General features: G+C 69.5%; 13 protein-coding genes. 9 read left to right on the top strand and 4 right to left on the bottom strand.

What is annotated here, in order from left to right; all coding sequences use genetic code 11:
* Positions 1-28: 28 nt before the first annotated feature.
* From GLP40_RS02620 to GLP40_RS33140, 3 genes are all read left to right on the top strand, one after another.
* On the top strand, positions 29-1,378 hold the full coding sequence (locus GLP40_RS02620) for a bifunctional o-acetylhomoserine/o-acetylserine sulfhydrylase (RefSeq protein WP_154786144.1): 1,350 nt from the start codon (positions 29-31) through the stop codon (positions 1,376-1,378).
* On the top strand, positions 1,375-2,538 hold the full coding sequence (gene metX, locus GLP40_RS02615) for a homoserine O-acetyltransferase MetX (protein WP_154786143.1): 1,164 nt from the start codon (positions 1,375-1,377) through the stop codon (positions 2,536-2,538). The genes GLP40_RS02620 and metX overlap by 4 nt, the downstream gene beginning before the upstream one ends.
* Positions 2,539-2,718: 180 nt before the next feature.
* The gene (locus tag GLP40_RS33140; protein ID WP_169336776.1) at positions 2,719-2,880 is read left to right on the top strand and encodes a hypothetical protein; all 162 of its coding nucleotides are present in this window, start codon (positions 2,719-2,721) and stop codon (positions 2,878-2,880) included.
* Positions 2,881-2,969: 89 nt separating this feature from the next.
* On the opposite strand, the gene GLP40_RS02610 is transcribed toward GLP40_RS33140, so the two are convergent.
* Positions 2,970-3,287, bottom strand: coding sequence for a DUF3017 domain-containing protein (locus tag GLP40_RS02610; RefSeq protein ID WP_328289587.1), 318 nt, complete (start codon positions 3,285-3,287; stop codon positions 2,970-2,972).
* Positions 3,288-3,325: 38 nt separating this feature from the next.
* On the opposite strand from GLP40_RS02610, the gene GLP40_RS02605 reads away from it, so the two are divergent.
* Positions 3,326-3,790, top strand: a complete 465-nt coding sequence (locus GLP40_RS02605; RefSeq protein WP_328289586.1) for a tRNA (cytidine(34)-2'-O)-methyltransferase — start codon at positions 3,326-3,328, stop codon at positions 3,788-3,790.
* Positions 3,791-3,829: 39 nt separating this feature from the next.
* Here GLP40_RS02605 and GLP40_RS02600 read toward each other — a convergent pair whose 3' ends face one another.
* Positions 3,830-4,060, bottom strand: coding sequence for a DUF167 domain-containing protein (locus tag GLP40_RS02600; protein WP_328289585.1), 231 nt, complete (start codon positions 4,058-4,060; stop codon positions 3,830-3,832).
* 173 nt (positions 4,061-4,233) lie between these two features.
* Here GLP40_RS02600 and GLP40_RS34335 point away from each other — a divergent pair, with 173 nt between their 5' ends.
* Positions 4,234-5,250: a hypothetical protein gene (locus GLP40_RS34335; RefSeq protein WP_154786140.1), complete on the top strand. Its 1,017-nt coding sequence runs from the start codon at positions 4,234-4,236 to the stop codon at positions 5,248-5,250.
* A 179-nt stretch (positions 5,251-5,429) separates the two neighbouring features.
* Here the strand turns inward: GLP40_RS34335 and GLP40_RS02590 are convergent, their stop codons facing one another.
* On the bottom strand, positions 5,430-8,786 hold the full coding sequence (locus tag GLP40_RS02590; protein ID WP_328289584.1) for an error-prone DNA polymerase: 3,357 nt from the start codon (positions 8,784-8,786) through the stop codon (positions 5,430-5,432).
* 250 nt (positions 8,787-9,036) lie between these two features.
* On the opposite strand from GLP40_RS02590, the gene GLP40_RS02585 reads away from it, so the two are divergent.
* Positions 9,037-10,023, top strand: a complete 987-nt coding sequence (locus tag GLP40_RS02585; protein WP_154786139.1) for an SDR family NAD(P)-dependent oxidoreductase — start codon at positions 9,037-9,039, stop codon at positions 10,021-10,023.
* A 409-nt stretch (positions 10,024-10,432) separates the two neighbouring features.
* Here GLP40_RS02585 and GLP40_RS02580 read toward each other — a convergent pair whose 3' ends face one another.
* Entirely contained in the window at positions 10,433-10,861 is a 429-nt protein-coding gene (locus tag GLP40_RS02580) for a nitroreductase family deazaflavin-dependent oxidoreductase (protein WP_230329206.1), read from the bottom strand.
* A gap of 227 nt (positions 10,862-11,088) precedes the next feature.
* On the opposite strand from GLP40_RS02580, the gene GLP40_RS02575 reads away from it, so the two are divergent.
* The 3 genes from GLP40_RS02575 (at position 11,089) to GLP40_RS02565 (ending at position 14,788) form a co-directional block, all read left to right on the top strand.
* The gene (locus GLP40_RS02575; RefSeq protein ID WP_154786137.1) at positions 11,089-11,847 is read left to right on the top strand and encodes a class I SAM-dependent methyltransferase; all 759 of its coding nucleotides are present in this window, start codon (positions 11,089-11,091) and stop codon (positions 11,845-11,847) included.
* A gap of 427 nt (positions 11,848-12,274) precedes the next feature.
* Positions 12,275-13,015, top strand: a complete 741-nt coding sequence (locus tag GLP40_RS02570) for a hypothetical protein (protein WP_154786136.1) — start codon at positions 12,275-12,277, stop codon at positions 13,013-13,015.
* Positions 13,016-13,159: 144 nt separating this feature from the next.
* Positions 13,160-14,788 carry a DNA polymerase Y family protein gene (locus GLP40_RS02565; RefSeq protein WP_328289631.1) on the top strand — a complete coding sequence of 543 codons (1,629 nt, stop codon included), beginning with the start codon at positions 13,160-13,162 and terminating at the stop codon, positions 14,786-14,788.
* Positions 14,789-14,796 lie beyond the last annotated feature (8 nt).

Genomic DNA, 14,796 nt, shown 5'->3' with positions numbered 1-14,796 from the left:
GCGACCTTTCATCTTTGGAGCAGAACACATGAGTGACTCGACCGCGCCCGCGGCCGTTGCGGCTGACGGCACCCAGGATCCGGCCAACTGGTCCTTCGAGACCAAGCAGATTCACGCTGGACAGGCCCCCGACTCGGCCACCGGAGCCCGCGCCCTGCCGATCTACCAGACGACGTCCTACGCCTTCCGCGACACCGATCACGCCGCCGCGCTGTTCGGGCTCGCCGAGCCGGGCAATATCTACACCCGCATCATGAACCCCACCCAGGACGCGGTGGAACAGCGCATCGCCGCCCTGGAAGGCGGCGTGGCCGCGCTGCTGCTGGCCTCCGGGCAGGCGGCGGAGACCTACGCCATCCTGAATCTGGCGCAGGCCGGCGACCACATCGTGGCCAGCCCGCACCTCTACGGCGGCACCTACAACCTGCTGCACTACTCGCTGCCCAAGCTGGGCATCGAGGTCAGCTTCGTCGAGGATCCGGACGATCTCGAGCAGTGGCGCGCGGCGGTGCGGCCCAACACCAAGGCGTTCTACGGCGAGACCGTCGCCAACCCGAGCAGCTCGGTGCTGGACATCCCGGGCATCGCCGAGGTCGCGCACGCGGCGGGCGTGCCGCTGATCGTGGACAACACCGTCGCCACGCCCTACCTGATCCAGCCGCTGCGGCTGGGCGCGGACATCGTCGTGCACTCGGCCACCAAGTACCTGGGCGGGCACGGTTCCGCGGTCGCGGGCGTGATCGTGGACGGCGGCGGCTTCGACTGGGCCGTGCGGGACGCCGCGGGCGAGGCCCGATTCCCGGGCTTCACCACGCCGGACCCCAGCTACCACGGCGTGGTGTTCGCCGATCTCGGCGCGCCGGCCTACGCGCTCAAGGCGCGCGTGCAGCTGCTGCGGGATCTGGGCGCGGCGGTGTCGCCGTTCAACGCTTTCCTCATCGCGCAGGGCATCGAGACGCTGAGCCTGCGGGTCGAGCGGCACGTGGCCAATGCCCAGGCGGTGGCGGAGTTCCTGGCCGGGCAGCCCGGCGTCGAGAATGTCTACTACGCGGGGCTGCCCAGCTCCCCCTGGTTCGAGCGCGGCAAACAGCTGGCTCCCAAGGGCGTCGGCGCCATCGTGTCCTTCGAGCTGGCCGGCGGGGTGGACGCGGGCAAGAAGTTCGTGGAGGCGCTGGTGCTCCACAGCCATGTCGCTAACATCGGGGATGTGCGTTCGCTCGTCATCCACCCGGCCTCGACCACGCATTCCCAACTGACGGCCGAGGAGCAGCTGGCTTCGGGCGTCACACCTGGTCTGGTGCGTTTGGCGGTGGGTATCGAGGGCATCGACGACATCCTGGCGGATTTGCGCGCCGGACTGACGGCGGCGGCAATTTGACCGTGAATATCGAATCGAGCACCTCCCGGCACGCGGCGGAGCTACTGCTACCGCCGTCCGACGGGACGCTCGGCAGCATTGCCATCGGGGATGTCGAGCTCGAGAGCGGGGCCGTCATTCCCGATGTGACGCTGGCCGTACAACGGTGGGGCGAACTATCGGCTAATGCGGACAACGTGGTGCTCGTCGAGCATGCGCTGACCGGCGATTCGCATGTGGTGGGCCCCGCCGACGCGCATCACGGCCAGCCCGGCTGGTGGGACGGCATCGTGGGCCCCGGCGCGCCGGTGGACACCCGCGAATGGTGCGTCATCGCCACCAATGTGCTCGGCGGCTGCAAGGGGAGCACCGGGCCGTCCTCGCTGGCCGCGGACGGAAAACCCTGGGGCGCAAGATTTCCCTCGATCTCCATCCGCGATCAGGTGACCGCCGAGATCAAGCTGTTCGACCTGCTCGGCGTCGACCGCCTGGCCGCCGCGATCGGCGGCTCCATGGGCGGCATGCGGGTGCTGGAGTGGATGATCGGGCGGCCCGAACGGGTCGGCGCGGCGCTGGTGCTGGCGGTCGGCGCGCGCGCTACCGCCGATCAGCTCGGCACCCAGACCACCCAGATCGCCGCCATCACCTCCGATCCGGACTGGCAGGGCGGCAACTACCACGGCACCGGGCGCGCCCCCATGACCGGCATGGGCATCGCCCGACGCATCGCGCACCTGACCTACCGCACCGAGGCCGAGCTCGACCACCGCTTCGAGAACCGCGCCCAGGGCGATGAAGACCCCTGGGCGGGTGGACGCTACGCGGTGCAGAGCTACCTGGAGTACCAGGCGGACAAGCTGATCGCACGCTTCGATCCGGGCACCTATGTGCTGCTCACCGAGGCCATGAACCGCTATGACGTGGGTCGCGGCCGCGGCGGCGTCGCGGCGGCGCTGGCGGCGACGCCGGTGCCGTGCGTGATCGGTGGGGTGGACTCGGATCGGCTCTACCCGTTGCGCACCCAGCAGGAGCTGGCCGATCTGCTCCCGGGTTCCAAGGGCCTCGAGGTCATCCACTCCAAGGACGGCCATGACGGGTTCCTGACCGAGACCGAGGCGGTCGGCAAACTCGTGCTCGAGACGATGGACCTGGCCCGGGCGCAGCGCGCGTCCGACCGCTGAATTACCGCTGCCGAACCGCTGTACCGCCGCTGCCTCGGCCGGAGGCGCGTTACCTTGCGTATCGTGTTCGTTTCATGTGAATTGTCCTGACGCCCTTCCGGTTTCGCGCGCATGACACCTCCGTAACCGGCTTCCCGGAATACGTGTGCACCGGGCTCCGCACCCGTAATGTATTCAGGCATGACCGCCGCATTCGATGACATGGATCTCCGCGATCTCGTCGATCTGCTCTCCGAGGACGAGCAGCGTGAACTCCGCCCGGCCATACTCCGCGTCCTGCACAGACTCCCGGACCAGGAAGTGTTACGCCGCGAACTCGGCCGCCGCATGACCTCGGTCTAGCGATCTCCCAGCGCCGCGGGAGCACCCGCGGGCACCCTGAAGAACATCCAGCGCCGCGACTCCGGTCGCGGCCCCGACCTCGGCGCGGTCTAGGTGACGCCGAGGCTGCTGATGGTCGCCGCCAGCACGATGATGGCGCCGCCCAGGACCGTCAGCCACGCGACATCGAATCCTTTACTGCGCACCGCGAGCAGCCCCGCTCGGTCGGTCGGCAGGACCAGCCGCAGCGCCGCCGCCAGCAGTGTCGCCCCGCCGAAGAAGAACGTCCCGCGCCGCCAGCGGTCCCAGGCCAGGAAGACCACGGCCACCACCAGCACTGCCGCCACCAGCAGGATGGGCAGATTGTCCCGGACGAACTCCCCGGCACGGCTGCTGCGGCTCTCGGGTGCGGCATGGGCTGGACTCACCGCACGAGCTTATCCGGCCCTCTGCGATGCTGGAGCCCGTGTTCCATTTGGTGTTCTTCGAACCGCGCATCCCACCCAATACCGGCAATGCCATTCGGCTGGCCGCCGGTACCGGCTGCGAACTGCACCTGATCGAACCGCTCGGCTTCGACCTATCCGAGCCGAAGCTGCGCCGGGCCGGGTTGGACTATCACGACCTGGCCGTCGTCACCGTGCACCGGAATCTCGCCGCCGCGTGGGAGTCCATTCGGCCCGAGCGGGTATTCGCGTTCACCGCGACGGCCACCACGCACAACACCGATATCGCCTATCGCAAGAGTGATGTCCTGCTCTTCGGGCCCGAGCCCACCGGGCTGCCCGAGGGGGTGCTCGCCGATCCCCGCATCACCGAGCAGTTGCGCATCCCGATGCTGCCGGGCCGCCGGTCCATGAATCTGTCCAACGCGGCCGCCGTCGCGGTGTACGAAGCCTGGCGACAGCTGGGCTTTCCGGGCGCGATCTGAGTTTCGCGGGCGGGGTTCGCCGAACATCGCCGCCGCGGGTCAGTCGTCGATCTCGAAGCGCTTGAAGCGTGAGGTCGCGCCGCCGGTGAGGCGGACCGCGGACTTGGGGACACCGTAGTGGGCTGCCAGGAGTTCGATGGCGGCCTTGTTGGCCTTGCCCTCCACCGCGGGGGCGCGCACGTACAGTTGCAGCGCCCCGTCATCGAGGATCTCGACCAAGGGGCCTTTCTTGCTGCCGGGTTTGATGGTCGCCCGGACCACTGTGGGCACGCAGCTCTCCCTTCTCGACTCGTCGGGGCCCATTGTCTCGGATGCGCCCCGGGTTAACAGCTCGGGCCTGCGATAGAAGCCACAGGAAACCAGGTAAGCGATCGAGGGCGGGAAGCCGTAGTGTCGCGGGTGCCGTGGTGGCGGGGAGCGTCACCCGGGAAGGAAAGTGCAAGATGGTCAAGCGTTTCGTATTACTGCTGTCGGCGGTACTGGGAGTGATCCTGCTGGCGACGGGGACGGCCGCGGCCGGGCCGGTCACCGTGCACGACGACTCCAAGGTGCTGGATGTCGCCAAGGTGACGAATGCGGCGAACCAGCTGTCGAATCCGGTGCAGATCTTCACCACCGAGAAGTTCTCCGACGATCGCGGCAAGTTCGATCAGGAGACGCAAAGCCACGTCAAGGATCCGGCGGACGTGGTGCTGGCCATCAATACCAAGTCCAAGTTCCTGTCGATCCGCACCGGCGCGAACTCGCATATTCGCGAAACCGCTTCTGCCGGTACGGCATTCAAGAACGCTTTCGGCAGCGGCGACTACACGGGCGCGACCGTCGCGGCCTTGGGCGCGCTGAAGTCGGCGACCGACCAGGCCGCGCCCACCAGCGCCCGGGCCGGCAATCCGGCGCCCGCGCCCGCCGCCAAGCCCGAATCCAAGAGCAGCGGCTGGGGCTGGCTGGGCATCCTGTGCCCGATCGTGATCATCGGCGGCATCATCGCGGCCGTCGTCGCCTTCGTCCGGCGCCGCCGCGCCAATCCGCCGCCCCCGTCCGCCCCGCTCGGCGGCGGTGGCTTCGGGAGCGGCTATTCCTCCGGCGGTCCGGGGTACGGCGCACCTGGTTACGGCACCCCACCCTCGCCGCCTTACGGCGGTGGCAGGGGCGGCATGAGCCCGGGCGCTGCCGCGGGCCTCGGCGCGGTGGGCGGTGCCATCGGTGGTGGCCTGCTCGGGTATGAACTCGGTCGCATGGAAGGCGAACGCGAAGAACACGACCGCAACGACTACGCCCCGCCCCCGGAGTCCGGCGGCTACGGCTACGACCCGGGCCCGCAACAGTGGGGCGGTGGCGGCGGAGACTACGACTTCGGAGGCGGAGGCGGCGACTTCGGCGGCGGAGGCGGCGACTTCGGCGGCGGAGGCGGCGACTTCGGAGGCGGAGGCGACTCCGGGGGTGGCGGCGGCGACTTCTGACCACCCCGCGTCGTCATCCACCCGATGCGCCCGCGGAAACCCCTGACGCGCCCCGCGCCTCACCCGAGGTGCGGGGCGCGTCCGCGTTCGACGACCCATCGAATTCAGTGCCGACAACGCCGAGTCCTCGTCGAATGTCGCCATCGGCGACAACCTGCCCGTACATCGCCGCGGGTGTTTCAGCGGAAGTCGCGGGAGCGGCCATCGATACGCAGATCCATGCGCTGCAGGTGCTCGGCGACAATGGTGACCGCGCCCTCCGCGTTCTGCACCCGCCCGCGGATGAGCAGGGCGGGCGCGGTGCCGGCCAGGCGGCGGTAACGGGCCCACAGGCCGACCGAGCAGACCACGTTCACCATGCCGGTCTCGTCCTCCAGGTTGAGGAAGGTGACCCCGCCCGCGGTGGCCGGGCGCTGCCGGTGGGTGACCGCGCCGCCGACGAGAACCCTTGTGCCGTCCCGAAGGTCGAGCAGATGGGCGGCGGGGATGACGCCGAGGGCGGCGAGGCGCTCGCGCAGGAATTCGGTCGGATAGCTGCCGGGCGAGACACCGGTGGCCCACACGTCGGCGGCGGCCAGCTCCAGCGCGCTCATGCCGGGCAGGGCGGGCGCGGCGGTGGCCGCGCCGGTGCCGGGCAGTCGGTCGGGACGTTCCCCGGCGGCCGCGCCCGCCGCCCACAGCGCCTCGCGGCGGCTGCCGCCGAGGCTGCCCAATGCGCCCGCGGTGGCCAGCGCCTCCGCCTGTGGCACGCTCAGTTCCACGCGCCCGGTGAGGTCGAGAAACGAGGTGTAGGGTCCGATCTCGCGGGCGGCCACGATCTGCTCGGCCAGCTCGGCGCCGATGTGCCGGACCGAGGCCAGCCCCAGCCGGATCTCCATGCCCTGTGCCTCGAGGGTCGCCTCGGCGAGGCTGTGGTTGATGTCGGGCCCGTGCACCACCACCCCGTGCCGTCGTGCGTCGGCCACCAGCGACTGCGGCGAATAGAACCCCATCGGCTGGGCGCGCAGCAGCCCGGCGCAGAAGGCGGCCGGATGGTGCAGCTTGAACCACGCCGAATAGAACACCAGTGAGGCGAAACTCTGCGAATGGCTTTCCGGGAAACCGAAATTCGCGAAGGCGTACACCTTCTCGTAGATGCGGTCGGCCACCTCGCCGGTGATACCGTGCAGATCCTTCATGCCCTGGTAGAAGCGGGCCCGCAGCCGCTCCATCTTCTCCGGAGAGCGCTTGGATCCCATGGCGCGGCGCAGCTGATCGGCTTCGGCCGCGGTGAAGCCGGCGACGTCCACGGCCATCTGCATGAGCTGCTCCTGGAACAGCGGCACGCCGAGGGTGCGTTCCAGCGAATTCTCCAGTGCCGGATGATCGTAATCGGACTTCTCCCTGCCATTGCGGCGACGGATGTAGGGGTGCACCGATCCGCCCTGGATCGGTCCGGGCCGGATGAGCGCCACCTCCACCACCAGGTCGTAGAAGGTACGCGGCTTCAACCGCGGCAGGGTCGCCATCTGCGCGCGGGATTCCACCTGGAACACCCCGACGGAGTCGGCGCGGCACAGCATGTCGTAGACGGCTTTCTCACCCAGGTCCAGCCGGTGCAGTTCGATGGTGTGCCCTTTGTGCTCGGCCACCAGGTCGATCATGTAGTGCAGCGCCGACAGCATGCCCAGCCCGAGCAGGTCGAACTTGACCAGACCGGCGGCCGCGCAGTCGTCCTTGTCCCACTGCAGCACACTGCGATCGGCCATGCGCGCCCATTCCGTCGGGCACACGTCGGCGATGGGGCGGTCACAGATCACCATGCCGCCGGAGTGAATGCCCAGATGCCTCGGCAGGCCCTCCAGTTCACCGGCCAGCGCGAGCACGTCGTCCGGGATGTCGGTGTGCTGTTCCTCCGCCACGCCCGTCCAGCGGCTCACCTGTTTGCTCCAGGCATCCTGCTGTCCGGTCGAAAAGCCCAGGGCGCGTGCGGCATCCCGCACCGCGGAGCGGCCGCGATAGGTGATCACATTGGCCACCTGCGCCGCGTATTCGCGCCCGTATTTGGCGTAGACGTGCTGAATGGCCTCCTCGCGCCGACCCGATTCGATGTCCACGTCGATGTCCGGCGGCCCGTCCCGCTCCGGCGACAGGAACCGTTCGAACAGCAGCCTGTTGGCGACCGGGTCCACATTGGTGATGCCGATGGCGTAGCAGACCGCCGAATTGGCCGCCGATCCTCTGCCCTGGCAGAGGATGTCGTTGTCGCGGCAGAAGCTGACGATGTCGTGCACGACCAGGAAGTAGCCCGGGAAGTTCAGGGTGGCGATCACGTCCAGCTCATGCTCGAGCTGCCGGTAGGCGTCCGGGTTCCCGGCTCGGGGCCCGTAGCGGCGGGCCGCGCCGGTGAGGGTGAGTTCGCGCAGCCACGAGTTCTCGTCGTGACCGTCCGGCACGTCGAAGGGCGGTAATTCGGGCGCGATCAGCCGCAGGTCGAACGCGCATTCCCGGCCCAGCTCAACGGCATTCGCCACCGCCTGCGGGCAGGCCGCGAACAGCCGCGCCATCTCGTCGCCGGAGCGCAGGTGCGCGCCGCCGGTGGGCGCCAGCCAGCCGGCCATGTCGTCGAGGCTGGAGCGAGCCCGGATGGCGGCCAGCGCCATGGCCCGCCGCCGCTGCGGCGGGGCCGCGAAATGCGCTCCGGTGGTGGCGAGTACGGGCAGTCCGGCCCGATCCGCGAGGGCGATGAGCCGGGCATTGCGCTCATCATCCTCGGGAATGCCGTGGTGGGTGAGCTCCACGCTCACATGCTCGCGACCGAACCGTTCGACCAGCTCGCGCAGGGCCGCCTCGGCCACCGCGTCACCCTGCTGAAGCGCCTGTCGCACAGTACCTTTCCGGCAGCCGGTGAGAATGTGCCAGTGCCCGCCCGCCGCCGCGGTGAGCCGGTCCAGGTCGTAGCGCAGGATGCCCTTCTCCCCCGCCGCCATGTGCGCGGCGGCCATCTCCCGCGACAGCCGCCGATACCCCTCCTGTCCGCGCGCCAGCACCAGCAGATGCGGTCCGGCCGGGTCGGGCGTTCCGGTCCGCGGTTCGGAATTCAGTGCGTCCGAATCGGATTCGCGCCCGCGTCGTCGCCCGCGCGGCACCAGATGCGCACCGGCCCGGGCCGCGGTGCCGATGGACAGCTCGGCCCCGAAGACGGTCGGCATCTTCCATTCCCGCGCGGCCTCGGCGAATCGCACAACCCCGTAGAACCCGTCATGATCGGTCAGCGCGAGAGCCTCCACACCGAGTCGCACGGCCTCCTCCACGAGTTCCTCGGGTTGGCTCGCCCCGTCGAGGAAGCTGAAAGCCGAGTGCGTGTGCAACTCGGCATACGGCACCGCCGACCGCGCGACCCTTTCGAGTTCTCCCGCCTCGTATTTCTCCCGCTTCCGCGACCAGGCCGGACTGTCACCCCCGTCCCCGTCGACCTGCTTGCGCGCCGGATCGGGCCGCCCGGACAGCACCCGCTCCATCTCCGCCCAGGAAGGCGGGCCGTTGTGCCAGCCCACGACCCACCTCCTCACAAATCCGACCGGTCTCGTATATCGAACATACATTCGAAACCGATTGGTCTCTACAGCGGCATGCGACAAGCCCCGAATTGCGCTTCGCGAGTTCAAGACGAAGCCCGTGGGAGCGCGTTCGAGAGGTTCGGGGACGCAGCCCTCGAGAGCCCCCGGGAGTTGACCCACTCCGACTGTGGCATTGGAACTTACCTTGGAGTAAGTTCGAGGCAATTCCACCTGCAAGGGAGCAGCGATGACCGATATCTCCGCAGATCACGGCACCGGTTACCGGGCCCGTCGGCGCGCACGCCGCGACCTGACCGGCAAGCACGTCGTCATCACCGGCGCGTCCTCCGGCATCGGCCGCTCGGCCGCGCTCGCCGTCGCGGAGAAGGGCGCGGTCGTCATCCTGCTGGCCCGCCGCGCCGACGAACTGTCCACCGTGGTGGACGCGATCACCGCCGCCGGCGGCGCCGCGTTCGGCTACCCGTGCGACGTCACCGATCAGGCATCGGTCGACGACACCCTGAAGACCATTCTCGACACCCATGGACACGTCGACATGCTGGTCAACAACGCGGGCCGCTCCATTCGCCGCGCCGTGCACCGCTCCACCGACCGCATGCACGACTTCGAGCGCACCATGGCCGTCAACTACTTCGGCGCGGTGCGCATGACCCTGGGCCTGCTCCCCGGCATGCGGGAGCGCAAGGACGGTCACATCGTGAACATCTCGAGCGCCGGCGTCCAGGTCGCCACCCCGCGCTTCGCCGCCTACCTGGCCAGCAAGGCGGCCCTGGACAAGTTCGCCGAGGTGACCGCGGCCGAAATGCGCTCCAGCAACATCACTTTCACCACCATCCACATGCCGCTGGTGCGCACCCCCATGATCACCCCCAGCGGCGACCAGGGCACCGGCACACAATCCCCGGAGTGGGCCGCGGCGCTCATCGTCCGCGCCCTCACCGAGCGCCCCCGCCGCATCGACGTACCCCTCGGCACCCTGGCCGAGTACGGCTCCATGTTCGCCCCCGGCATCAAGGAGCGGGTCCTGCACCGCTACTACCGCGCCATCCCCGACTCCCCCGCCGCCAAGGGCGAGACGGTGGCCGAGCCCGAGACCACCGACGTCGATGTCGTTGTCCCGCAACGCCACCGACGTACCGTCCCGCCCGCGGTCCGGATCACCGGCACCGCCCTGCGCCGCGCCGCCCGCCTGGTCCCCGGCACCCACTGGTGATCACCCGCTGACTCCACGGACCGCGCCGAACCGCCCGGAAAGCTCACTCTCAAATATGAGGCGAGGATCCTCCCCGCGCGGGCGGCAAGCCCGGGTGATCGCGGGGCCGGACTCGATGGGCTATGGGTACCAACGATGCCGCCATGACCGCCGAGCACGACAGGCGGACACGGCAGTGATCGGGCAGGTGCCGGCCGTCTGCCGTCGGGCGCGATCCCGAAACAGTTGCGGCTGTGGCACTCCCGCCGATGAAGGTCCGGTGCCATCACCGCCGTAATTGCATCGGATGCGACGTCGAGACGGTGTGCACATCCATCGGTTCCGGGTGGCGTTTGCGGCCCCTGTCGCATCCTGGCCAGGCGATAGCCAACCCCGCCCACAGGTGAGGACACAGGTCGCCGCACCGGAGTCAGGCCGACACGATTTCGAAAACCGGATGGGTGCGGGCGTTGTCGAGGAATTGCTGCGGCGACGAGTCCACACCCACATCCAGGTAGGGCAGCACGAAGAACCGTCGATACAGCGCCACAATGGGTTTCGGAACGCGCGGCGGTCCCGACACCAGCGACGCGCGGAACACCCTGGCCGCGTGATCGGTGGGCAACTCCACGGCCGTCACGGTCTCGACGCGTTCGCCGTGGCGCAGCGTCGCCTTCCCATGCGCCGCACGCAGGTTGCGCACCCAGTTCACCGTTCCGTAGGACGCCACCAGGTATCGTCGGCCGTCTTGTTCGAACACTGCCAGCGGCGTCTCGATCGCGCGGCCGGTGCGACGTCCGGGCACCGTGAGGACACGGAAAGTCCATATCGGCAATCCAACGCGTATCACGAGCCGCATCCACATGTTGGACGCTCTCACGCCCCACCATGCTCGATACGGCTTGGCCATGACTCGAGCGTCCTCCTGTCCGTCACCGGAGGCAAGAAGCCGCATGGTCCTGATCCGAACCGGCCCAGCCCGCGGTCACGACAGTCGGTGGCGTCCGCCGCCGAGTTACGGAACCATTGGTCTCATCGCTAGCACGACCCTTCAGGTGTGGCCCGTCCGCAATCAGAGGAGGCGTCATGGACAGGGAACCGAACCACCACGGTCAGCCGGACTTCGAAGCGCTGTATCGTGACGCGTCGGCGAAGCAGGATGCTCCCGTGCTGATCCCCTGGGACATCGGCGGCCCACAGCCGGTGGTGCAGCAGTTGGTGGCCTACGGCGCTGTGCGGGGCGAAGTGCTCGACCCCGGAACCGGACTGGGACATCACGCGATCCACTACGCGTCCAAGGGCTACTCGGCCACCGGGATCGACGCGTCGCCGACGGCGATCGAGCAGGCCAAGCGCAACGCGGAGCGCGCCGGGGTGAGGGTGGACTTCCAGGTGGCCGATGCCACCAGGCTCGAGGGCGTCGAGGATCGGTTCGACACCGTCGTCGACAGCGCGTTCTACCACGTGTTCCTCGACGACGAACGGATCCAGACCCAGTACGCGCGGGCCCTGCACCGGGCCACTAAACCGGGGGCGCGACTGTTCATGTTCGAAATCGGCCGCCACAACGTCAATGGCCTTCAGCCCGAAGGTTTGTCGGCGGAGAATTTCGACCGGGTGCTTCCCGCGGCCGGGTGGCGCATCGACTACCTGGGAACCACCACTTACCAAGCCACCTTCAGCCCAGAGACGTTCGCCCATCTCACCGAGGAGATGAGCGGCGACTCTGGATGGGCTGAGCGGATGAAGCCGATGCAAGAGCAACTCCAGATCATCGCGCCGTTGCTGAAAAACAACCGGGTGCACCTGCCCGTGTGGGCCGTGACCGCCACCCGCCTCGACTAGCCCCTCCGAGCTGTCGCGCCACCCACGCCCGACCGGATATTCGCGACGCCCGCACGGACCGCATCCGGAAGTCATTGCAGTGAACAGAACTTCGAAAACGGGAAGGCGCGCACCACCGACCCGGAACTGTTCACCGGCACCACACCTGGTCGAATCCCGACCCGTACGACCGGACCTTCGACCGCTCTGGCCGCGCGGGCCGCAAGCGGGGATGACGCATGCGCCCTGATCAGGGCGGAGTTGGAATGCCGAGGTCCGCACAGGATGTGCGGGCGAGGTGTGGACCACTGCCTCTTGACGCGTCCCGAGACTCGAGTTCTACTGTGCATTGATCGAACAAACTTTCGATTATGTTAGGTAGCTGGATCGGTGCTGGCTCGAGTATCCGAGGGTTGATTTCCCGTCGACTGGGAGAGGTGGTCAATAGATGGGTGCGGCTGCGGAGGCCAGGCGGGAGCAGCTGGCCGAGTTGCGGCGACGAATGGCCGCCATACCCGCGCGCGGGGCCGAGGCGGCGGCTCGGGTGCCGGTGGCGGAGCAGGCGCGGCGGGAGCCGTTGCCGGTGCCGGCCGCGCTCGAAAACCTTCTGCCCGATGGCGGATTGGCCAAGGGGTCGGTGGTCGTCTACAACGGCGCCGGATCGCTGATCTCGGGGCTGCTGGCCGCGGTGACGAGCTCCGGGGGGCATGCCGCCGTGGTCGGCCTGCCGCGCCTGGGGCTGCTGGCCGCCGCCGAGATGGGCGCGCGGCTCGACCGGCTGGCCGTGGTCTCCGATCCGGGCCCCGACCCGCTCGAAGTCGCCTCCGTATTGCTGGATGGCCTGGACCTGGTGGTTCTCGGCCTCAACGGCCTCGCCGTCCCGATGTCCCGCGCCCGCGTCCTCGCCGCCCGCGCCCGCGGCAAGAACTCCACCCTGATGGTGACCAACGGTTCCTGGTCCGGTTCGGCCCTGCACATCGACACCCGGGTCGCCGGCTACAGCGGCCTGGGCCGCGGCTGCGGCCGCCTGCGCACCGTCCGCCTCGACGTCTCCGTCCGCGGCCGCTCCGCGCAACCCAGGCTCGGTCATCTGGCCCTCAGCCCCGCCAACGGCCGCGTCGAGTGGGTATCCACCGCCGGCACCGCTCTCGAGCAGCCGCTGCGGCTCGCCCGCCATGTCGCGTCCTGACCGGTCGCCGGGCGCTTCCGGTTCGGCGCAAGGTCGCAGCGGCATCCCCGTACCGCCGGCGGGCGTCATATCGCGGCCTGACGGCCTCGGCGCGCTGCGCGGCAAGGGTTTTCGAGTACGCGGTAGAGCCGCGAGAGTGAGCGAATCGTGAAGGCGCGGCGGGTGCTGGTCGTGTGGTGCCCGGACTGGCCGGCGGTGGCGGCGGCCGCGGAAGCGGGGGTGGAGGCCACCCGCGCGGTGGCGGTCCTGGCGGCAAACCGGGTGACAGCCTGTACGGCCGTGGCGCGGGCGGAGGGCATTCGCCGCGGCCTGCGTAAGCGGGAAGCGCAGGGTCGCTGCCCGGATCTGCTGGTGGCACAGGATGATCCGGACCGCGACGCCCGCCTTTTCGAGCCCGTGGTGGCGGCCGTGGACGCGACCACGCCGGGTGTCGAGGTGTTGCGCCCGGGCATGCTGGCGCTCTCGGCGCGCGGGGCGGCGCGGTTCTTCGGCTCGGAGGAGGCCGCGGCCGAGCGCCTGGTGGACGCGGTGGCGGCGGTCGGCGCGGAATGCCAGATCGGCATTGCCGACGAATTGTCCACCGCGGTCTTCGCCGCCCGCCGCGCCACCCTGGTCCCGCCCGGACGGGGCGCGGAATTCCTTGCGCCCATGCCGGTTTCGGAGCTGGCCGTGGAGCCGGTGCTGGCCGCGCCGCAGCGGGTCGAACTGGTGGATCTGCTGCACCGGCTGGGTCTGCGCCGCATCGGCGACTTCGCGGCCCTCACCCCGGCCGAGGTGGCGTCGCGTTTCGGCGGGGACGCGATCATCGCGCATCGCTGTGCCCGCGCGATCCCGGAGCGCCCGCCCGCCGCCCGCCCGCCCGCCGCCGATCTGACCGTGGAGCACCGCTGCGATCCGCCGATCGAACGCGTCGACATGGCGGCCTTCGTGGGTCGCCTGCTCGCCACCGAACTGCACACCAGACTGTCGGCCGCCGCCGTGGCCTGCACCCGCCTGGTCATTCACGCCGAAACCGAAGCGGGCGAAGAACTTTCCCGCATCTGGCGCTGCGCTGAGCCCCTCACCCCGGACAGCACCGCCGACCGCATCCGATGGCAGCTCGACGGCTGGCTCACCCGCCGCGCCCTGGACCGCGGCCGGGCGCGCGCATCGAATTCGGAGGCGGACGACTGGGATTCCGGCCCGAACGCCGCCATCACCCTGCTGCGCCTGGAGCCCGTCGAGGTGGTGTCGGCGGGAGCCCTGCAACTCGGCCTGTGGGGTGGTGTCGGCGAGGACGAGGAGCGGGCCCGTCGCGCGCTGGTCCGGGTGCAGAGTCTGCTGGGCGGTGACGCCGTACGCATGGGCGTGCTCAGTGGCGGGCGCGGTCCGCAGGAGCGCATCACCATGGTCACCCTCGGCGACGAGCCGGTGCCCGCGACCGATCCGGCCCAGCCCTGGCCGGGCCGGCTCCCAGAGCCCGCCCCGGCCCTGGTGCTCACCAATCATCCGGAAGTGCGCCTGGAGGCCGTCGACGGTTCCCCGATCTGGGTGAGCGATCGCGGTCTGTTCACCGCCGACCCCGCCCACCTGCACTGGGGCAGCAGTTCCTGGCGGCTGACCGGCTGGGCGGGACCCTGGCCCGTCGACGACCGTTGGTGGACACACCGTTTCGAGCACGGCTTCGCCGCCCGTGCCCAGGTCCAGCTGGATGCCGAGGACGCCACCCGGCTGCGTGCCCTCCTTCTCCTGGGCTACAACCAAACCTGGCACGTGGAGGGGCTCTACGAGTAGAGCATCGT

Source organism: Nocardia aurantiaca (assembly GCF_009708175.1).
GTDB classification, from domain to species: Bacteria; Actinomycetota; Actinomycetes; order Mycobacteriales; family Mycobacteriaceae; genus Nocardia; species Nocardia aurantiaca.
This window is presented reverse-complemented; position numbering and strand designations above follow the sequence as displayed.

Coding starts and splice junctions, on each gene's coding strand:
- GLP40_RS02585 (WP_154786139.1), top strand. CDS start 9,037: ATGACCGATATCTCCGCAGATCACGGCACCGGTTACCGGGCCCGTCGG.
- GLP40_RS02575 (WP_154786137.1), top strand. CDS start 11,089: ATGGACAGGGAACCGAACCACCACGGTCAGCCGGACTTCGAAGCGCTG.
- GLP40_RS02570 (WP_154786136.1), top strand. CDS start 12,275: ATGGGTGCGGCTGCGGAGGCCAGGCGGGAGCAGCTGGCCGAGTTGCGG.
- GLP40_RS02580 (WP_230329206.1), bottom strand. CDS start 10,861: ATGCGGCTCGTGATACGCGTTGGATTGCCGATATGGACTTTCCGTGTC.
- GLP40_RS34335 (WP_154786140.1), top strand. CDS start 4,234: ATGGTCAAGCGTTTCGTATTACTGCTGTCGGCGGTACTGGGAGTGATC.
- GLP40_RS33140 (WP_169336776.1), top strand. CDS start 2,719: ATGACCGCCGCATTCGATGACATGGATCTCCGCGATCTCGTCGATCTG.
- GLP40_RS02620 (WP_154786144.1), top strand. CDS start 29: ATGAGTGACTCGACCGCGCCCGCGGCCGTTGCGGCTGACGGCACCCAG.